General features: G+C 37.7%; 20 protein-coding genes. 4 read left to right on the top strand and 16 right to left on the bottom strand.

Annotated elements, in window-relative coordinates; all coding sequences use genetic code 11:
• Nucleotides 1-10: 10 nt before the first annotated feature.
• The 4 genes from trhO to V7108_RS21565 all read right to left on the bottom strand — a co-directional run bounded on the left by trhO (nucleotide 11) and on the right by V7108_RS21565 (nucleotide 2987).
• Entirely contained in the window at nucleotides 11-958 is a 948-nt protein-coding gene (trhO, locus tag V7108_RS21580) for an oxygen-dependent tRNA uridine(34) hydroxylase TrhO (protein WP_335569363.1), read from the bottom strand.
• Between the two features lie 142 nt (nucleotides 959-1100).
• Nucleotides 1101-1880: a DODA-type extradiol aromatic ring-opening family dioxygenase gene (locus tag V7108_RS21575; protein WP_335569362.1), complete on the bottom strand. Its 780-nt coding sequence runs from the start codon at nucleotides 1878-1880 to the stop codon at nucleotides 1101-1103.
• 17 nt (nucleotides 1881-1897) lie between these two features.
• Entirely contained in the window at nucleotides 1898-2320 is a 423-nt protein-coding gene (locus V7108_RS21570; protein WP_335569361.1) for a DoxX family protein, read from the bottom strand.
• 22 nt (nucleotides 2321-2342) lie between these two features.
• Nucleotides 2343-2987: an alpha/beta hydrolase gene (locus tag V7108_RS21565; protein WP_335520070.1), complete on the bottom strand. Its 645-nt coding sequence runs from the start codon at nucleotides 2985-2987 to the stop codon at nucleotides 2343-2345.
• Between the two features lie 148 nt (nucleotides 2988-3135).
• On the opposite strand from V7108_RS21565, the gene V7108_RS21560 reads away from it, so the two are divergent.
• Nucleotides 3136-3663 carry a helix-turn-helix domain-containing protein gene (locus tag V7108_RS21560; protein ID WP_335520072.1) on the top strand — a complete coding sequence of 176 codons (528 nt, stop codon included), beginning with the start codon at nucleotides 3136-3138 and terminating at the stop codon, nucleotides 3661-3663.
• 46 nt (nucleotides 3664-3709) lie between these two features.
• Here V7108_RS21560 and V7108_RS21555 read toward each other — a convergent pair whose 3' ends face one another.
• The 3 genes from V7108_RS21555 to V7108_RS21545 form a co-directional block, all read right to left on the bottom strand.
• Entirely contained in the window at nucleotides 3710-4648 is a 939-nt protein-coding gene (locus V7108_RS21555) for an MBL fold metallo-hydrolase (protein ID WP_335520067.1), read from the bottom strand.
• Nucleotides 4649-4732: 84 nt separating this feature from the next.
• Nucleotides 4733-5887, bottom strand: a complete 1155-nt coding sequence (locus V7108_RS21550) for a thiolase family protein (protein WP_335520064.1) — start codon at nucleotides 5885-5887, stop codon at nucleotides 4733-4735.
• Between the two features lie 44 nt (nucleotides 5888-5931).
• Nucleotides 5932-6702 (bottom strand): 3-hydroxyacyl-CoA dehydrogenase, encoded by a 771-nt coding sequence (locus V7108_RS21545; protein ID WP_335520061.1) that lies wholly within the window; start codon nucleotides 6700-6702, stop codon nucleotides 5932-5934.
• 252 nt (nucleotides 6703-6954) lie between these two features.
• Between V7108_RS21545 and V7108_RS21540 the strand changes: the two genes are divergently transcribed.
• The gene (locus tag V7108_RS21540) at nucleotides 6955-7551 is read left to right on the top strand and encodes a TetR/AcrR family transcriptional regulator (RefSeq protein ID WP_335569360.1); all 597 of its coding nucleotides are present in this window, start codon (nucleotides 6955-6957) and stop codon (nucleotides 7549-7551) included.
• 34 nt (nucleotides 7552-7585) lie between these two features.
• On the opposite strand, the gene V7108_RS21535 is transcribed toward V7108_RS21540, so the two are convergent.
• A complete protein-coding gene (locus V7108_RS21535; protein WP_335520055.1) occupies nucleotides 7586-7834 on the bottom strand; it encodes a hypothetical protein in 249 nt (82 codons plus the stop codon).
• A gap of 143 nt (nucleotides 7835-7977) precedes the next feature.
• Between V7108_RS21535 and V7108_RS21530 the strand changes: the two genes are divergently transcribed.
• Together V7108_RS21530 and V7108_RS21525 are read left to right on the top strand one after the other, a co-directional pair.
• Nucleotides 7978-9345: an aldehyde dehydrogenase gene (locus V7108_RS21530; RefSeq protein ID WP_335520052.1), complete on the top strand. Its 1368-nt coding sequence runs from the start codon at nucleotides 7978-7980 to the stop codon at nucleotides 9343-9345.
• A gap of 196 nt (nucleotides 9346-9541) precedes the next feature.
• Nucleotides 9542-9988, top strand: coding sequence for a hypothetical protein (locus V7108_RS21525; protein ID WP_335520051.1), 447 nt, complete (start codon nucleotides 9542-9544; stop codon nucleotides 9986-9988).
• Between the two features lie 42 nt (nucleotides 9989-10030).
• On the opposite strand, the gene V7108_RS21520 is transcribed toward V7108_RS21525, so the two are convergent.
• The 8 genes from V7108_RS21520 to V7108_RS21485 all read right to left on the bottom strand — a co-directional run bounded on the left by V7108_RS21520 (nucleotide 10031) and on the right by V7108_RS21485 (nucleotide 20117).
• Entirely contained in the window at nucleotides 10031-10303 is a 273-nt protein-coding gene (locus tag V7108_RS21520) for a DUF1292 domain-containing protein (protein ID WP_335569359.1), read from the bottom strand.
• Nucleotides 10304-10385: 82 nt separating this feature from the next.
• Nucleotides 10386-10910 carry a type 1 glutamine amidotransferase domain-containing protein gene (locus tag V7108_RS21515; protein WP_335520090.1) on the bottom strand — a complete coding sequence of 175 codons (525 nt, stop codon included), beginning with the start codon at nucleotides 10908-10910 and terminating at the stop codon, nucleotides 10386-10388.
• Nucleotides 10911-10992: 82 nt separating this feature from the next.
• Nucleotides 10993-11856 carry a DUF3307 domain-containing protein gene (locus V7108_RS21510; protein WP_335520092.1) on the bottom strand — a complete coding sequence of 288 codons (864 nt, stop codon included), beginning with the start codon at nucleotides 11854-11856 and terminating at the stop codon, nucleotides 10993-10995.
• A gap of 23 nt (nucleotides 11857-11879) precedes the next feature.
• Nucleotides 11880-12653: a hypothetical protein gene (locus V7108_RS21505; RefSeq protein ID WP_335520094.1), complete on the bottom strand. Its 774-nt coding sequence runs from the start codon at nucleotides 12651-12653 to the stop codon at nucleotides 11880-11882.
• Nucleotides 12654-12750: 97 nt separating this feature from the next.
• A complete protein-coding gene (locus V7108_RS21500) occupies nucleotides 12751-15027 on the bottom strand; it encodes an ATP-dependent DNA helicase (RefSeq protein ID WP_335520096.1) in 2277 nt (758 codons plus the stop codon).
• Nucleotides 15028-15168: 141 nt separating this feature from the next.
• Nucleotides 15169-16410 (bottom strand): glutamate-5-semialdehyde dehydrogenase, encoded by a 1242-nt coding sequence (locus V7108_RS21495; protein WP_335520099.1) that lies wholly within the window; start codon nucleotides 16408-16410, stop codon nucleotides 15169-15171.
• An 8-nt stretch (nucleotides 16411-16418) separates the two neighbouring features.
• The gene (proB, locus tag V7108_RS21490) at nucleotides 16419-17531 is read right to left on the bottom strand and encodes a glutamate 5-kinase (protein WP_335520102.1); all 1113 of its coding nucleotides are present in this window, start codon (nucleotides 17529-17531) and stop codon (nucleotides 16419-16421) included.
• A gap of 351 nt (nucleotides 17532-17882) precedes the next feature.
• Nucleotides 17883-20117: a DEAD/DEAH box helicase gene (locus V7108_RS21485; RefSeq protein ID WP_335520106.1), complete on the bottom strand. Its 2235-nt coding sequence runs from the start codon at nucleotides 20115-20117 to the stop codon at nucleotides 17883-17885.
• Nucleotides 20118-20538 lie beyond the last annotated feature (421 nt).

The following is a 20538-nucleotide window of genomic DNA, read 5'->3' as shown; positions in this document are numbered from 1 at the left end:
AGCCTTTCCTTTATGCTTGGAGATTCAATAATCTTTCGTTTACTTCTTCTTCGGTAAGTCCATGCTCTGCCACATAGCGGTTTCGGGGATGTGTTCTACATTCATGTGAACAGCTGCGCAGGTGGCGATGTTCATTTTCTTCAGAACAAAGAATTTTCTTGTTACATTCAGGATTAGCACAGTTTACATAACGCTCACATGGCTCACCTGTGAAATAATCCTTCCCAACAACCACATGCTCTTTGCGATTGATGGGTACACTTATACGCTCGTCAAACACATATAGTTGTCCATCCCATAATTCTCCCTGCACTTCTGGATCTTTTCCGTAGGTAACGATGCCGCCTTCTAATTGTGAAACATCTTCAAACCCTTCATTAAGCATCCAGCCTGAAAATTTTTCGCAGCGGATCCCGCCCGTACAATAAGTAAGGATTTTTTTTCCTTCAAATTGTTCTTTATTCTCCCTAATCCAATCTGGCAGGTCACGGAAATTTAAAATGTCTGGGCGAACAGCACCTCTAAAATGACCTAGGTCATATTCGTAGTCATTCCTTGCATCAATGACAACTGTATCTTCTCTTTGCATAGCTTCAAAAAATTCCTTCGGTTTTAAATGCTTCCCTGTCGTTACATTTGGATTAACATCATCTTCTAACCGTAAAGTAACAAGCTCTGGTCGTAATCGAACACGCATTTTCTTGAATGCATGCTCTGAAGCCTCATCAATTTTGAAAATGGTTCCCGCGAATAGCGGGTGCTCATCCATGTATTTTATATAAGCATTTGTTTGTTCAACTGTCCCTGAAACGGTACCATTAATACCTTCAGATGCAATGATTATCCGCCCTTTTAAACCTATTTCATTACAATACTGTAGATGCTCTTGTTGTATCTCTTCAGGATTCTCAATCGTAACATATTTATAATACAGTAAAACTCTATAATCTAGATTCATAATTACCACCTTATTAACATTATTACATTATTTATATTTATAACCGAATTATTATATCAAGATTCAAATAAATCATCAAATTATATGCTTTTCCTTTTAATAAAAATAACACTAACGCTTGGTTAGTGTTATTTTGCCTTTATCATCCAAACTGCCAAACGCTGTGACTTAGGTTACCATAACGATAGCTTCGATGGATTAAAGCGGCTTTTCTGCTATTATCTGCTGCTCCCATTGCGTAAAAAATCGGAATAAAGTGTTCGTTTCCAAACTTAGGAACTGCAAATTCAGCATTAGGTGCAAGCGAATCGTATTTAAACAATGAATCAGTGTCCCATGTATGAAGATGATGTGCAATCCAATCATCAAACTCAAGTGCCCACTGATGTATTGCGCCATCGTCACCCCAGCTTACAGCTCTAAGGTTGTGAACCGTACCACCACTTCCGATAATTAATACATCATTAGCGCGTAAAGTAGCAAGGGATTTTCCTATTTTATACTGTTCTTCTGGAGTTAGAGCAGGATTAACCGACATCGCGATAACAGGAACATCAGCATTTGGATATAGCATCCGAAGTACGACCCATGCGCCATGATCTAATCCCCGCTTCGTTTCCACATCAAATGGTATTCCATTTTCTTTAAACAGCTCTTTTATTTCATTAGAAATTTCCATAGAACCATGTGCAGGATATTTAATCGTATAAAGTTTCGGGTCAAATCCACCGAAGTCATAGATCGTATCATACTGATCTACTTCACTTACTTTTTGCACGCGAGATTCCCAATGCGCAGAAAACAAGACAATCGCTTTTGGACGCGGCAAATTCTTACCTAGTTGACTTAAAAATTGAGTATATTCATTGTTTTCAATGGCCAGTAACGGTGCACCGTGTGCGATAAAGAGTGATGGTATCATTGTCCGTACCCCCTGAATTAGAGTGATTGAGTCTGATTCTTTTGTCCTTTGGAAACAAATTTATCTAAAGCAAACATTTTGCTGCCATTAATAGCAATAAATAATGCCATTACAAGTAATGCTAAATCTAATTCCCAACCAGCACCTTGACCATCTCCCAAAAAGCCAATAGCTAATTTCCCTTTGATAGTTGCTCCAATCATTAATAGCACAAATAATGCTGATACAATTCTACTTCCTAATCCAACTACTAATGCAATTCCACCAACTATTTCTAACAAAGCAACTGCATAAGCCAGGCCGCCTGGTAAGCCTATGGCATCGAACCAGCCTACGATATTTTCAATACCGCCCTGGAATTTTACTAACCCATGGACAAAAAATGTAACTCCTAATACTAATCGTAAAATTAATGTGCTTACCTCTATTTTTTTCATCATTTTCTTCCTCTCCATTAATAAATTATTTTTCTAAGTCTTGTAATAACCAGTTTGTAAAATCCTGCAGATTTTTTAAGGAAACACTATGTCCTTCTTGATAGGTGTTAAAAGTAACGTTAGCACCTAATTGGCGAAAATATTCGTTATTGGCAACTCCCCATTCAAAAGGAAGAACTTGATCCATTTCTCCATGAGAAATAAATAAGGATACCTCATCTACAGGTTTAATTGTGTATTCTTCTTTGACGAAGGCAGGAATATAACCACTTAAAGCAACAATACCTTTAATTTTATTTCCTAATGTTAACCCAAGGGTCATGGATAAAATGGCACCTTGACTAAAACCTAACAAGTATAAATTTGAAGTATCTAGCGGATACTTTTCGCAAGCATAGTCAATAAAGCCTGTAAGCTTATTTACGCCTTCATCGAACACTTCCCGATGGGGTTTGCCGTACCCTTGAATTGTGAAATAGGCAAATCCTGGTGGTTGTGAGAGATGACCGCGAATACTGAAAATGTAAAACTGTTCTTCTAACCCGCTAACCAACGACAGCATGTTTTGCTCATTACTGCCAATTCCATGCATGATAAACAACGCAGGATATTTTTTATCAGGGTCAATCTGATTCGGACGACGGAGCTCATATATCATCGGTGCATTCATATACTATTCATCCTTTCTTTTTATTAAATGTTTTCAAATATGAACATTTGTTGTTTATAAGATAACAAGAGATCTTATGGATTGTCAATCATTTTTTTGCTAATATATAAATATGTTCTATATTAGGAAACTATAAAGGGTGATAAAACTGGATATCGGCTCAAAAATTCGTGCAATTAGAAATCGAAAAAAAATCACAATCGCACAAATGTGTGAAGGTACAGGTCTTTCAAAAGGATTTATCAGCAATGTTGAAAATAATAACACCTCACCTTCCATCAATACGCTGCAAACCATTGCCAGCTATTTAGAGGTTCCTCTTCCCTATTTATTATTAGAAAAAAAACAACATTTACGCGTAGTTCGAAAAGATAATCGAACAATGACAACTTTTAACAAATTGAATATTGAGCACATTTCTTCGATGGGTGGATTAAGTTTGCGAAGTGTAGAATTTCCCCCTGGTGCTTCGATTGGTGACGCCCACGCCCATGAAGGGGAAGAATGTCATTTGGTACTAGAAGGAAAAGTGCTGGCAGAGCAAGGGGAAGATTCTGCTATCTTAGAACAAGGTGACTCCTTCAGCTGGAATGCAAGTGTACCTCATTCTGTAAAGAATATTGGAGATTGCCACGCGGTTGTATTAATTGCTGTATATACCAACAGAGAAATATAATAATGTAAAAAAAGATGAAGGGTGCCCACGTGGGATACCCTTCTACCTAAATGCACTCATAATACCATGTTCCATCCTTAATGGATTTTTGACATTGGTTGTTTAAATATAAATACTCCAAATGGGCGAGTGTTTCACCAACTGCAAATCGAGTTTCATGGATATTCAGATTCTTAAAAAGCTTGGTGTTAACTTCATAGATGGTCGCAGGCTGTTTAATGTAATCATAAGTCTGCTCTAATCGTTCATGATGATGTTCCAATAATTCTTCTATTCTTTGATTTGCATTTCTAAACGGCTTCCCATGGGAAGGAATGACAAAATCTACATCCAATAATTTAATTTTTTCTAATGAAGTAAAAAAAGCTTGTAATGGATTTCGATTGCCTCGGAACCAGTATGAAATATTAGGAGAAATTCTTGGTAAAATATGATCGGTTGAAAATAAGATACTTTTGTCTTTGTTAAATAAGGTGATTAACCCATCTGAATGCCCCGGTGTAAAAATAACTTCATATTCATAATCACCAAAAACAATTTTCATGCCTTCTTCCATGTAATGGTGGATGGTTGGGTATGGTTTTACCTGGAGATTAAAACTTCTTTCGTCTGTAGTTAACACCACTGATAGATTCTCGGGTAACCCGCAGGTTTCGTAGTTCTTATTTACAATCGTAAGTGACTCTGGCTCCCAATAGGATAAACCAGCCTCTGCATCGATTTCCGTCATCCAAACCTCTGCATTTGTAAGTTTTTGAAGTGTTCCGGCATATCCAAAATGGTCAGGGTGATAATGGGTAATGATGATATCCTTAATATCATGTTTTTCGATGATGGGTCTCCAAATGTCTCTAGATACTTCATTATTTAATCCTGCATCGATAATCGTCCACCCTCTTTCCCCTTCTGCTAAAAAGCAATTAACATGATTTAATCGAAAAGGCAGTGGGATGGTTACTTGCGTCACACCTATCTCATTAAGCAATTCGCGTTGCTCCTCTCTAGTAATCTTGTAAAAAATAATAATCAGCAAAATGATTGTTTTTCCTGCTTATTCCCGCGTTCTTACCTATTCACTGATTCTTTCAATAATCGTTCCGTTGGCCATACCACCGCCTTCACAAATAGCCTGCAGTCCATAACGACCGCCCGTTCTTTCTAATTCGTGCATCATAGAAATCATTAATTTTGCACCTGTAGCTCCCAGAGGGTGTCCTAGTGCAATAGCTCCACCATTAGGATTCAATTTCTTAGGGTCAGCCTTAATTTCCTCCAACCAGCACATTGGTACTGGTGCAAAAGCTTCGTTCACTTCGTATGTGTCGATGTCATCAATAGTTAATCCTGCTTTCACTAATACCTGCCTAGTTGCTTCAATTGGACCTGTCAACATTAACGTCGGGTCAGAGCCAGTTACCGAACGGGCAACAATTCGGAAACGTGGTTTAATTCCCAGTTCCTCTGCTTTTTCCCAAGACATTAAGAGAACTGCCGCTGCTCCATCACTCATTTGACTAGCATTTCCAGCATGAATTTTCCCGTCTTCTTTAAAGACTGTCTTTAGAGTGGCTAATTTTTCAACTGTAGACCCTTTTCGCGGACCTTCATCCTGTTTCACAACAACCGTAGTGCCATCCTCCAATGTTACTTCTAATGGCATGATTTCTCTATCAAATCTGCCTTCTTCTTGAGCAAGTAGGGCGCGATTATGACTTTCTACTGAAAATTCATCTAATTTGGTGCGCGTAAATCCCCATTCATCCGCAATTCTTTCTGCTGACAAGCCTTGATGAATGATTTCATAACGCGAAGTAAGCTCTTCGCTTAATTTTGAATGTTGACTAGTAGACCCCAGTGGAACCCGAGTCATACTCTCAACACCGCCTGCGATGACAATATCCATATCGCCGCTAAGTATGGCTTGAGATGCAAAATGGATGGCCTGCTGACCTGAACCGCATTGACGATCTAATGTGGTTGCTGGAACATGTATTGGAAAATCCGCTATCAAGGCAGCAGTACGGGCAATATTCATACCTTGTTCTTCTACCTGTGAAACACACCCCAAGATTACGTCTTGCACGATTCCCGGTGAAATCCCAGCACGATTTACTAATTCTTTTAGGACTTTTGCAGCTAATTCATCTGGGCGTACAGTACCGAGCAGCCCTTTTCTTTTACCAACTGGTGTACGAACACCCTCTACAATCACAACTTCACGCATTTTCTTTCCTCCTAATTTTAAATATATTTTTTCCTTGTTTTGGATTATCTCGGAGGCATACGAATGGCACCATCTAAACGGATGGTCTCTCCATTCAACATGACATTTTCAATGATGGACTGGGTTAATTGTGCATATTCAGAAGGTCGTCCAAGCCTGGATGGAAATGGAACCTGTGATTCTAAGGCTGCTTTTGCTTGCTCAGATAAAGATGCAAATAAAGGTGTTTCGATGATCCCTGGAGCAATGGTCATAACACGAATCCCGGATTTCGCTAAATCGCGGGCGATAGGCAAAGTCATACCTGCAACTCCGCCTTTTGAGGCACTGTATGCTGCCTGGCCGATTTGACCATCAAATGCCGCAACTGAGGCCGTATTAATGATAACCCCTCTTTCCCCTTCCTGATTCGGCTCATTATTTACCATTTGGGCTGCAGCAAGGCGAATCACGTTAAATGTGCCAATTAAATTGATTTCTATCACTTTTTTAAAACTATCAAAACTATGTGCATTGCTGCCCTTGCCAACTGTTTTTTCTGCAATTGCAATACCTGCACAGTTCACTACTGTATTGATTTTCCCAAATTGGGCTATAGCTCTATCAATAGCATGTTGTACATCTTCTTCACTTGTTACATTTGACTTGTAAAAAACAGCATTCTCCCCTAATTCTTCGGCTAACTTTGTCCCTCTTTCTTCAGAGAGGTCAAGTATAGCTGCTTTACCGCCATTTTTTACAATATTTCGGACAGTTGCCTCTCCAAGACCAGAAGCGCCTCCAGTTACCAATGCAATAGAATCTTGTATTCTCATATTTCCCGCTCCTATTCAATCAATATCCCAGTTTCCAAAAGATGTTATTATTGTGTTAATAATAACAATTTTCTTAAAATTTTACAATTGATTTATTTTTTGAACACTGATTTAAAAAATTAATCGATCTCCACTATATTCCCGTTGATTTTCCTAAACCGTTGTCCTATATTTAAACAAAGAGTAAAAAAATTTCTAATTGTTCAAATAGATAGGAAGATTTAGAGTTCATAGAGGTAGGAGGTTTGAAATATGTCATCTTTTAGAGCTCAGAAAATGGCTAAAAAGAAGCAGGAAATCCTTCGCTCTGCAGCAGCTATTCTTGTTGAAAAAGGCTACCAAGGAACTACAATGGAAGAAATCGCTGCCAAGCTGCTTATGACAAAAGGGTCGATGTATTATTATTTTAAAAATAAAGATGACTTACTGTATCAATGCCATTTGATGATTATGGAACTCTGCCTTGATGGCATTGAGAAAGTGGTTAATAGTGATTCCACCCCAATTGAAAAACTAAGGCACGCGATTAAAGAACATATTCTTCTTGCAACACGTGAGAAATCAATGTTTATGGCACTAACAAAACCGAATCATAATTTTTCGGAAGATCAACTAAAGGAAATTCTTGAACTGAGAAAAAGTTACTCACTGTATTTTGACAGAATTATTCTGGAAGGCATTGAAATAAATGCTTTTGAAAATGTGGACGTGAGAATGGTGCGGCTAATCATTTTAGGAGCTCTTAACTGGATTCAAGAATGGTATGACCAGAATGGTCCTCAAAGCGCGGAGGAAATATCAGATACCTACGCTCGTTATTTGTTAAAAATGATCACAAACGAGAAATAAATAAGCCCTCCTTGGCATTCAAGGAAGGCTTTATTTATCCAATTTTTTCTTCATTTTCTGGACTTAACAGCACTCTTTTATTTGTAGTAGATGGTGTTAAATTGGACCTTTTTAATAAATAATTTAAATGATCGATCGGCATAGAACCGTATCCTTTTCCATCTTCAAGTGTAAATTGAACGGTTATCCCATTATTAGTCGTTATTGTTAGGGTATCTGCTGAATTAAAATTCCCCTTGATATTTTGAGAAATTTGATATTTCATACCGGTTTCGATTTGCATTTCATGTCTCCTTCACTAATATTTAATCATAGTATTCTCCGATAATTATTATTCATACAAAATTATTCCATTACGGCCTATTTCAAATTCTACTGATTAAAATAAGATGTGGTAAAATATTCTTATCGTGTGGAGGTGTGAGAATGGAAATTTCTAGTGAATTACTTAATAGACAGCGGGATTTCTTTCAATCGGGCAAAACCAAAGATGTTACCTACAGAATAGAAGCTTTAACATTATTAGGAAACATGATCCGTTCACATGAAACAGAGCTGATGGCTGCTCTTAAAAGCGATTTGAATAAAAGTGATTTTGACACGTATATTACCGAATTGGGGATTGTATTAGAGGAAATCCGCTTTACTCTTAAACACATTAAAAATTGGACAGCACCACGTAAAGTAAAAACTGCCTTCACCCAAATGGGCTCAAAAGGCTATATTTATTCTGAACCGTATGGTGTGGTATTGATTATTTCTCCATGGAATTATCCTCTGCAATTAGCGATTGCACCACTCATTGGAGCAATTGCTGCCGGAAATTGTGCCATCCTTAAACCATCAGAACTAACACCAGAAACGTCAAAGCTTATGGCTGAGCTTATCAGTAAAACATTCCCTGCTGAGTACATTTCTGTTGTCCAGGGCGATGCTGAAACTACTCAAACCTTGTTAAAAGAAAAATTCGATTATATCTTTTTTACCGGTAGTGTTGCGGTAGGTAAGTTAATTATGGAAGCAGCAGCCAAACATTTAACTCCTGTTACGCTCGAATTGGGAGGAAAAAGTCCTTGTATTGTCCATCATGATGCGAATATCAAACTAGCAGCCAAACGAATAGCTTGGGGCAAGTTTATCAATGCTGGTCAAACATGTGTCGCACCTGATTATTTATATGTTCATCGGGATGTTAAGGATGAATTCATAAAGATACTCACAGAAAGTATCAAGGACCTTTATGAGGAAATCATAAAAAACCAAGAGTTCACTAGGATTGTGAGTGAACGGCATTTTAACCGTGTTATTAACTTACTTTCAAGTGGAGAAATCCTTCATGGTGGCAATTATTCTATCGATACATTAACGATTGAGCCTACCGTACTTGGAGGAGTCAATTGGGAAGACCCTGTGATGCAAGAGGAAATTTTCGGCCCCATTCTACCTATTCTTGAATATGACGATGCAAATACGATGGTAGGTAAAATAAACGAAAACCCAAAACCATTGGCACTATATATTTTCTCTCAAAGCAATGAATTTCAAGGAACGATCCTTAATTCTATTTCTTTTGGCGGGGGATGTATTAACGATACCGTTATGCACCTTAGTTCTCCCTACCTTCCATTTGGCGGAGTTGGAGACAGTGGGATTGGGGCCTATCATGGTAGAGGAAGTTTTGATGTCTTCTCGCACCAAAAAAGTATCTTAAAACAAACAACTACGTTCGATCTACCATTTCGATATCCAAATCGGAAAGACGCGTTAAAACAAATTAAACGCTTTATTAAGTAACCTTGCAGAGAGTTCCCTGCGAGGCTTTCTTTTACTTAAAAGTGTAGTTAACCTTACACAAGGGTATATAAAAACTAATAAATAAAGCAAAATTAACAAGATTTCCTATAATTGTCGCAATTTATTCAAAATGTTTGCAGGAAAATGTCGAGAAATAAAGGAATATATAACTAGACCAAAAGAAGGAGGAAAGTGAATGAAGAAAATAGTAACCCTTTTATTAAGTAGTTTAATTGTTTTATTGATGTTTGCTGGTGCTGAGAAATCGGTATTTGCTGCGGAAAATGTTATCTATTTAGGACCACCGCCACTAGTACAGGATGAAGAGCCAGATGATGAAAACTGTACTTGCCATGAACTTTTACCACTAACTGGTTCTGAACGTAATATGATTGTTGCAGACCTTTTAAAATCAAATGTATTTAAAAATGAGAGAATGAGGCTAAAAAAAGATGGCTATAAATGGTATGGAGCTAGTGGAATTGAAGTTATTCAACCTACGGAAGGAATCACATTAGTTGGTGTACCATTTAGTACAAATGATGGGACAATAGAATTTCATACTTTCTTTATTGGGGATTTTCAGGATTTTATTACTTATATTGAAGCACAAAAGGACAAAAATGCTAATCAATCAATGTAATTAAAGGTGTAGAAGAAACTTTTCTTCTACACCATTTTTTAACTACTCTTCTTCCTCATCCATAATCTCTTCAAAAGCAGCCGACACTTTATCAAACTCTTCATCACTTTCGATTGCTGAAAAGTCTCCATCTTTATCTACTTTTAAGAAGAAAATATCAATATCATCTTCGGTTTCCTCTTGAATATCTTCAACAAAACCTACCGCAACATAATTAGTACCTTCTATATTGATAGAAGCCAGAACCTCTACTTCCTGCTCTTGCTCGTTCTCATCACTAATTGTAAATACTTCGCCTACTTCAATATTCGCCATGTTACATTCTCCTCACATAAAAAAATTTAGTCCTAATCAAAAAGTATTTCTCAATAAGCCGCAAATTATACTGACTAGCAACTTATTTTTGCTCAATTACTTTTATAAACTCTCGCATATAGTCTGGAAGATCTGGCGGGCGTCTGCTTGAAACAAGGTGCCCGTCGACAACAACCGGTTCATCATACCAAGTCGCACCAGCATTTTCCATATCATCCTTAATTCCAGGTGTACTCGTGACTTTCTTCCCCTGCAAAATCTTTGCAGAAATTAGGACCCAGCCAGCATGGCAGATCTGCCCAATTGGCTTTTGATTTTCTTCGAAATGTTGAAGCAGGGAGAGGACTTCCGGAAAGCGGCGTATCTTATCTGGAGCCCAGCCGCCCGGCACCAAAATGGCATCATAATTCTCACCTTTAATATCGCTATAGGAGTAATCAGATTTTGCTGGCACTCCATATTTTCCTATGTACTCTTCCTCAGCCTTCTCACCCGCTAAATGAACAACTGCCCCTTCTTCTCTTAGTCTTAGAATGGGGTACCATAATTCAAGATCTTCAAATTCATGATGGACAAGACTAACTACTTTCTTACCTTTTAAACGCATCATACATCCCTCCTCTTTCTTATTATGACATATTAAATACAAACCACAAAAAAAACACCACTGTTATTTCAATCAATGGTGTCTATGTCAACACTTCCCTTAGCAGAATCCCAAGTGTTATTCCAATGAACATGGATGTAAGAGTACCCAATAGAAAATACTCTGCCCAGTTCCGGTCATCCATTTGTTTGAAACGTGCAATTGATTTAGCAGCAACGATAAATCCAATCGCTGGATAAGCGCTGTAAAAAGTTAACACTAAGACTAGTAATCTCTCAATATATCCAATTAATCTCCCCCGGGAGAGATCATGTTTGCTAAAAATCGTATAATTGTATTCCTCGGTCAATGCTCTATTACCGGTATGATTCTTTGCATAGTCAGCTTCATGCCGTTCATTTTTAAATGTATATTTTCCTTCAAAGGTTAAAAGCTGATTAGGCAGTGAGCCTAAAAGGATCTTTATCATGTGCCCGCTTACACTTGTTGCAAGAATAATAACAATGCCTATAAACAAAACCGAGTTTACAGTTCCTAATTCTTTCCCATTTAGAAAAAAATCAGAGATGCCTGAAAGCTTAACTCCTAAAAACAACTGTCCTGCAAGTAGAATCAATACAATATGTACCATCTGATCAATAATGAAGAAACTGGCTCTTTTTAAGTTTTCTTCATTGCTTATTTTTATAGTATCAAGGAGCTTTATTTTCAGGATATCGATAATAAAATGGCTGCTCACAATAAAGAGCAACGGGAAAATAAGGCCAGAATAAACACCCATTTCTTTAAAAGAAAAAAGGTAAAAAACAGTCAGCACAAGTATATTTACAAGAAAATGGTGTCCGATATGTTTCTTAATATTTTTCATCTTATCTACGACCATTTCATCAGTCTGTAAATAAAAATCAGCAATGAGATGGGCGAGAATAAGGCATAATAATAGCATGGATACTCCTCTCAATCAGGTAATTACTTAATATGATTTACTTTCAAATGTTTTCGAATGGAATCCATCAAAGATTCACTATTCGTTTTTTCAAGTTTATCCTTATAAGATTTTTCCTGCAGCGAATTTAGAATTGTGACCAATTCAGTAAAAACCTTTATGATTTCTTCCGATTTCCCTTTTTTATAATGACTTGAGATGGTCGGTGCAGTTTTTCCAAGCAAAACGGCTACCGCTTTTTGCTGCTCCAATATGAAGTAATAGGTAAAAACCTGTTCCTGAATAAGGGTTTGTTCTTTCATCATACTCATCTGTAAACGTAGTAAGGAATTGATTAAAACCTCAAACTCATTTCGAAACTGATTATATGGAAAAAACGAAGTATTTTGATTAAATTGATCAAGCTCAAATTTAAATAGCGGTCTTTCCTGTTCCTGTTTCAATAAATCATTGGCATACCTTGCCTGCTTTATTAATGGGTGAATCCACTTTTCAATATCGACTTCCTCTAACTCTTTATCACTATCACCAAAAGACAAACCAAAGTATGGCGTATGGTCTTTGAATTTCCATATCCTGCTAATAAAAAATGCAAGAATATAGGCAGTCGAATACCCATAACCAACGAAGATAATTTCATCGCCTGCTCGATGCTTCACTTTGCAATGTTCTATACACTCAGTCCAATCATGAATCCAGTTAACCATTTCATCTAAGTAATTTGTTAACTCCTCACCCTTATCAGAAGATGAAGAGTTGCTAACATCAAGTATAAAAATTGAAATAGGATGGTTCATACCATACCCCTCCTCAAAAATTAGATTATATTATCTAATTTTATTGATTTTAGAGTAATTAGTCAAACTACCATCAGATTAGACCATTCAATCTAATTTAAATGACGATGAAATTTCTCCATTCTAGCGGAAGGAGACTTTGATACTGTCGGTGCAAAAATCGATCATCTACGAGTACAATCGTCCCGTGATCCTCTTCTGACCGTATTAATCTGCCGCCTGCTTGTAAAACCTTATTCATACCGGGATACACATAGGCGTAATCATAGCCGTTTTTATCCTTCATAGTAAAATGATCTTTAATCAGATTTCTTTCATAGCACAGCTGCGGAAGCCCTACTCCTATCACAACGACACCATTTAAGCGGTCACCCTTTAAATCAACACCTTCTGAAAAAACACCGCCTAGCACAGCAAAACCTATTAACGTTTCATTTTGACTCGGTTTGAATTGCTCCAAGAATTCTTCTCTCTCCAATTCTGACATACCTGCACCCTGAAGCAAGGTCCTAACCTTCGGAAATTCGTTTACAAACAAATCATATACCGTAAGTAAATAGTGATAGGAAGGGAAAAAGATTAAATAGTTTCCAGGCCGATTTTGAATCAAGGAATGAACCAATGTAACGATTTTCTCCTTTGTACTTTCACGATCCCGATATCTGGTTGACAGCGGTTTGATAAAAATATCTGTTTGTTCCTCTTTAAATGGAGATGGTATAGACAGCAAATAGTCCTCCTCTTTGCCGCCAAGAATATCCTGATAATAGGGCAGTGGAGAAAGAGTGGCTGAAAAAAATACTTTTGAGCGGTAGCCCTTTCCCATTTTTTGAAGCAGTTTTGATGGGTCGATACAAAACAGCTTAAGGGATATATCATTCTTAATTTTCTCACCATAGATTATAAAGTGATCATCAAGTAAATCGTGTATTTTCAGGAAGGCATTTACCTTAAAGTATAGTTCCAGCAGATTTGGAGAGGAATCTTTATGAAGAAAAGATTCGGCCCCTTCAATAAATTGGGTTAAAAGCAATATCAATTCTTCATCTAGCACCTCCAAGGTAAATTCATTTTGCTCTACTGTTTCCTTTTTCAAAGATATAAACCATGCATTTATTTTAGCAGCACTCTCATAAATCACTTTGTCGACACCTTTAAACTCCTTTTTCAATTGAAGAAAAGGATCTTTGTTTAGCGCTGCAGAAAACATCTCTCGTCCGCGGTCAACAAGATTATGCGCCTCATCGATTAGTAAAAGTGTAGTCTTCTTTTGCTCCTCAAACAATCGCTTTAACGATACCCGAGGGTCAAAAATATAATTGTAATCACAAATGATGGTGTCGGCTACATAAGCAAGATCAATCGAAAACTCAAAAGGACATATGGTATGTTTGCGGGCATATTTTTCGATCACTTCACGATTCATACAGTATTCATTAGCCACTATATCTAAAATAGCTCCATTTACACGATCATAATAACCATTCGCAAACTCACAATACTCCTTCTGACATTTTGTTTCTTCCTTAAAACAAACCTTATCCTTAGCTGTAATCGTAACCGACTTCAAACAAAGACCGCAGGAACGCATTTTGGAAGCTGCATCTTCGGCCGTAGTCCTCGTTATCGTTTTTGCGGTAAGATAAAAAATCCGATTTAGGTATCCTTCTCCAAACGCTTTCACAGCCGGGAAAAGGGTAGAGATTGTTTTTCCGATACCGGTTGGAGCTTTAACAAACAAACTTTTCTCCTCTGATATGGTCTTATATACCACACCAGCTAGTCTCCTTTGGCCGGCGCGGTATGTTTCAAACGGAAATTCTAATTGTTTGCTGCTTTCATTTCTTTCTTTTCGATGATCATATAGTAATTTTGCATAGGGATAATAGTTTTCTACCACCTCATGAACAAAAACCTCTAGTTCTTTATAGGTAAAACTTTTCCTTATATATTTTTTCTCATCGGTTTCCACTTGTACATAGGTCAATTGTACAAAAATCTCCTGTATCTGTTGGTACTTAGCATAAATGTAGGCGTACATTTTAGCTTGAGCCCAATGGACTAGATGACCATCACCTTCAAGTTGCTCTAACGGCTGGGAAGTAGATTTTATTTCGTCAATAGTTACCTCTTCGTCACGAAATAATAATCCATCGCACCTTCCATCAATCGTAAAAATCAGGTCTTTAAAAGAATAGTCAGTTCGAAGATAGACTTCCTTTTGATCCGATTCTTGATATGTTTTTTGGATTTTTTGGTGAATTCTCGTTCCATCTAAAAGCGTGGACTGTGACCGGAATTTTGAATCTATACTGCCACTGCTATATACATGTTCCACCAGCGATCTAACCGCTATTTGAATGGTATTTGTCAAGAATATCACCTGCTTCCATATGAGAATGTATGTTTGTATACTATTATAACAGATACCTTTACTTTTTGGGACACTCACTTAAATAACGTAAAAAAATGAGAACAAGAAATTTCTTGTCCTCACACACTTTTAGTATATAAATTAAGAACGAATCTGCCCTGTTCCTTGAACAATCGCTTTTGAGGTCGTTATTGCCTTCAGCCCCATTGGTCCACGAGCATGTAATTTTTGTGTACTTATACCTATTTCAGCACCGTAGCCAAATTGCTCACCATCCGTAAAACGGGTAGAAGCATTATGATAAACAACAGCTGCATCCACAGCCTGGAAGAAAATCCGGACATTTTCGTTATTCTCACTGATAATGGCTTCAGAGTGTTTGGTGCCATATTGATCGATATGATCAATTGCTTCCTTTACGTCGTTAACTAGTTTCACCGATAGTATAGGTGCTAGAAATTCAGTATACCAATCTTTTTCAGAAGCTACCTTGATAAAAGAATACTCTAAAGACAACAATTCATCGCCTCTTAGCTCAACTCCCTGATCCTGTAATGCATGCATGACCTCAGAAACATAAGGCCAATTCTTATGAATCAACAAAGTTTCAGCGGCATTACATACTGATGGTCGATGTAATTTTGCATTTAAGGCAATTTCAATACCCATTTTCTTTTCTGCTGTTTCATCTATGAATACATGACAATTACCAACACCTGTTTCGAGAACTGGTACGGTTGCATTTTCGATAACGGACTGAATTAATCCAGCGCCGCCGCGGGGGATCAGCACATCTAAATATTGATTCAGTTTAAACATTTGTGAAGCTGTCTCCCTGCTCGTATCCTCAAGAAGCTGTACGGCATCTGCTGGTATTTTACTATCTCTAAGAGCCTCACGCATAACATGTACAAGTGCTTTATTAGAATGAAGAGCAGAGGTACTGCCTCTTAATAGAACAGCATTTCCGGCTTTTAAACAAAGACTTCCAGCATCTACAGTGACATTCGGACGAGCCTCATATACCATGCCAATCACACCAAGTGGAACGCGAACAGTATGAATCTGTAAACCATTTGGGCGCTCCCACGCTTCAATGATTTCACCAATTGGATCCTCAAGTTTGACTAACTGGCGAATCCCCTCAACAATTTGTTCAATCCTCTCCTCGGTAAGCATTAACCTGTCCAATAAAGATGGAATGAAACCTTTTTCTTCACCTGCTCGAATGTCTTTTTTATTTTCATTTAAAATGAACTCTTTTTCACTTAATAAGGCGTCAGCCATCTTCAATAAAGCTTCATTCTTCTCTTCAGTTGATAAGATAGCAAGTACCTTAGATGCTGACCTTAGTTTTTGGGCTTTTTCTAGTAATTCACTCATATTCAACTTCACTCCTCTGGCAGACTGACCCAGTTATTACGATGAATCACTTCCGCACGTTTATTTATTGAAAAATTTTTCGTCTTCTCACCAGGTAACCCTTTTACCATTTGTAAATTTTTGGAAGAATAATAGATTTGTCCCTTACCAATTAATTCACCATTTTGATTGTGAACCTCGACAACATCCATCGCATTAAAATCACCGATAACCTTCGTAACCCCCACAGGAAGAAGACTCTTTCCGTTTGTGAGAATGGCATCTTCTGCTCCTGCATCAATTTCAACTACACCCGCCGGTTGGGAGTGGAAAGCAATCCATTGCTTTTTCTTTTGCATTTGAGTTTGGAAAGGTCCTCCAATATAGGTACCATCCCCACTGCCCTCTAGTATACGAGAAAGCTTCTCTTTCCCTTGACCTCTTCCAACAAAAACACTAACACCGAATGATAGTGCTTTTTTCGCTGCTAGAAGCTTGGATTTCATTCCCCCAGTTCCAACAGAGGAACCACTGTCTCCTGCAGCTTCAAGGAACTCATCTGTCACTCTTGGAATAAAGTCAATTTTCTTTGCATCCTTTACCACTTTCGGGTTCCCATTATATAACCCATTTATATCTGTTAAAATAATTAAGGCATTTGCATGAAGAAAACCACTCACGAGAGCTGACAGCATATCATTGTCACCAAAAGTCAATTCCTCAATTGCAACTGAATCGTTTTCATTGATAATCGGTATAACTCCTCTTTGAAGGAGCTCTGTTATCGTATTGAATAGGTTATGAAACCGTTCAAGGCTATAAAAATCCTCCCTCGTTAATAAAATTTGGGCAGGAACAATAGCAAAATCTTTAAATGCTGTATTATAATGCTGCATTAATAATCCCTGTCCTACTGCAGCAGCAGCTTGCTTTCCGGCTAAACTCTTTGGCCTAGCTGGGTAGCCTAACGCTCCAAATCCTGCGGCTACTGCACCAGAAGAAATCAAGATGACATCGTGACCTAGCTGTTTTAAATAAGCAATGGCCTCGATATGATCCCGAATTTTCTCTTCGGATATGATCCCTGAGGCTGTGGTTAGCGAGCTGCTCCCAATTTTTACTACCACGAGTTGTTTCTTCATCCTACTCTTGCTCCTGTCTTTTGAAAAATAAAAAAACAATTTTTCTGTCCTTAAAAAAGGACGGAAAAATCGTTTCCGCGGTACCACCTTAATTGATGCAATGCATCCTCTTTAACCCGTAACGTGGGAGAACGGCTTATGTTTGCATAAGCAGCTTAATAGGGCAGGTTCAATCTTTTTCCCGTGAGAAACCTTTCAGCCTTTGAGTTTCATTCTCTAACACGTTCCCAAGTTTACTAATCCCATACCATTTTCGATTTCCAATTTATTTGATTATCTATAGAAAACGACGAATTGTCAAGCTAGTTGATTGAAAATTTAAATTTTATTTTCCATTTGGAACTAATTTGATTAAAACTGTTCGTTCAAATACTCACATATCTTTTCTGAGTCTAACCTAACGGCAATATAGGGAGGTTGAATTCCTTTTCCTCTCTCTAACGGCTGACCTAGCCATAAAATTTGCTGATCAATCATAATGAAAGGGCAATTCCAGCCTGTTTCCTGCCAGATATTTGGTTTTAATTCGGGCCATGCTTTCTCTGAAATAACTGTTAACTCCACGGACAGATTACGGCCAGCTAACGAGTATTTCAAATCCTCCGGTAACTGAATATGGACAGGTAAAGACATAACGATTGAAGAACGAGCATGATTTAAATCCTTTATTACCTGTTCTTTCTTTAATGCATGGATCCACATTAATCTAGGGAGTTGATTTTTTATCCAGGTTCCAATATCCTTCGTCCTTACACTTTGTTGCTGTTTTTCTTGATGTTCTACAAGCATTCTTAGGGTCTTCCTATTATAGACATGCCTGCGGATAAAGGCATGATTACAGACATGAATGAATTTTCCCTTCGTTCTCGTAATGGCAACATTAATAAGCCGTTCGCTATCCTTTCCCGTTAATAGCATTCCGACGCGATCCTGTGGATCGGAATCAACTGTATCAAAGATCATGACATCCCTCTCACTGCCTTGAAAACGGTGTACAGTTGCAGAGATTATATCTGCTGACAACCGTTCTTTTTCATATAAGTCTTGTAACAAGAGATCCACTATATTTGCTTGTGCCCGGTAGGGTGTCACATATCCGATTGACCTAGAGCCGCCTAAATAGGATTCATGAATTAATTGAAATGAAATCAGTGCCTGCCAAAGATTGGACCTAGAATTAGACGTTTTTTCATTCAAACAAAATGCGCCCATATAACTCGTATCTAACAGAATAGCAGCTCGTCCTGGAAAAGGTGCTTGTTCTACTATCGCATTTCTGCTCATCCGTACACTGTCATGATCACCAACTAAAGAATGATAAATGTATCTATTGGTAAAGGCAGAAATATCGGGGTGCATTCTTCGCTGTTCCTTTAATAAAAATAAATGTGGATGAAGTTTTCCCGACTCTACCCAATCTGCAACACCTGCTCGATGAAATATGTCTTCTTTCATCCACTTCGTAACAAGTGTGTCTCTTGATGAGGCAATAGGCGGCAATTGTTTAAAATCACCGCAAATAATGACTCTTTTTCCAAGAGAAGCTGCAAATGCCGCCTGTGGCACATACGCCATACTTGCTTCGTCAAGAATGACGACATCAAATTCCTTTCCATAAATGGCAGGATCACTAGCTGCTTTAGCAAGTGTTGATCCTACCACAAACGCAGCCTTTACAAACTCCATTTCCTTTTGGCGAATTTTTTCAAGCACTCTTGCAATTTTTTTCTCTAGTTCCAATAGTTGATTGGAGTCCCTTCTACTAAAGGAACGAGCAAGATCCAGTTTTATATTTTTTCTTTCTTCTATTAATCGGTCTTTATCTTCAGCAAGACTGGGTTCTTTTTTTTGTAATAGCTGACTAGTTGTGAGGGCTTCCTGGGTTCCTTCGGCTACGGCTGTATTAAAGCCGTAACGCAGCACATCTCCCTCGCGAAAGCGTTCCTTCTTTTTAAGAAAAGCTGAGATTTCACTAATTAATACATCCACCGCTTGATTACTGTGTGAAAGAATAAGGACTGTTTTGTCTTGAAAATATTTATTAGCAGCAACACGTGCAAGGGTATAGGTTTTCCCTGTTCCTGGTGGTCCCCACACAAAGGTAACAGGATTGTACTTTGACCTTAATAGCACCTCATGAATATTGCTTTTTATCTTATCAATCGGATGCTTAGCAGGCATTGATGGATTCATTAATCGATGAACTCTTACTCGTTTTTTCTTACTTTTACTAATCTCCTCTAACCGCTCAATAAGCTGTTCAAGGAGCTCCCAAGGATCGTGATAAATATATGCCTCAGGGATTAAATCACTTAATGTTTGTTCTAATTGTATAATTATACCTTTCCCTTCGGAGGAAAGGGTACGTCCTCCCTGCTTAAGACCACCCCAAACAAGTGTTATCGAGGAACCTACTGGAATTTTCAATGAGAAAGCAGTGTCAAAATAATAGGTAAACGAACCATCACTTGATACCAGCCTGCCATTTGTTACTCGGTATTTGTTACTCCCATATTTCTTTAAAAATACAATTTCATTTTGTAGTGCCTGCTGCCACTCTTTAATATAAGAACTCGTTTTTGTCATTATTTCCATCCTTTTACTTTAGAAGCTACTTATGTAATGAAACATCTACTATACCATCATTTATTTTACTAAATAAATCAAAAAATAATAAACTTCGGATGTTTATTGTTAGTTAAAACACTTTACTCTACAAAGAAATTCCGACAATTACCTTATTTAGCAGATGTGCTTGTTCGTTATAACATTATAGTAATGAACCATTTGTTCATTGATAAGTCTTTCTACCTATAAAAAGTAAATTATTTGTCATAAAAATAAATATATACTCGATAAAAAAAAGGCTCCCGCCAATGTCGAAAGAAAGGAATTTTCATCCCAGGGAATGAATAGTTATTTAGTACCAGCCGCATTGGTTGATATTAGTAAAAACGCAAAAATTTCGAGAACGGTTTGTGACTTTGGACCAGTTATCCCTGAAGTT

Origin of the sequence: Neobacillus vireti, assembly GCF_036962345.1 — a bacterium.
GTDB classification, from domain to species: Bacteria; Bacillota; Bacilli; order Bacillales; family Cytobacillaceae; genus Neobacillus; species Neobacillus vireti_A.
This window is presented reverse-complemented; position numbering and strand designations above follow the sequence as displayed.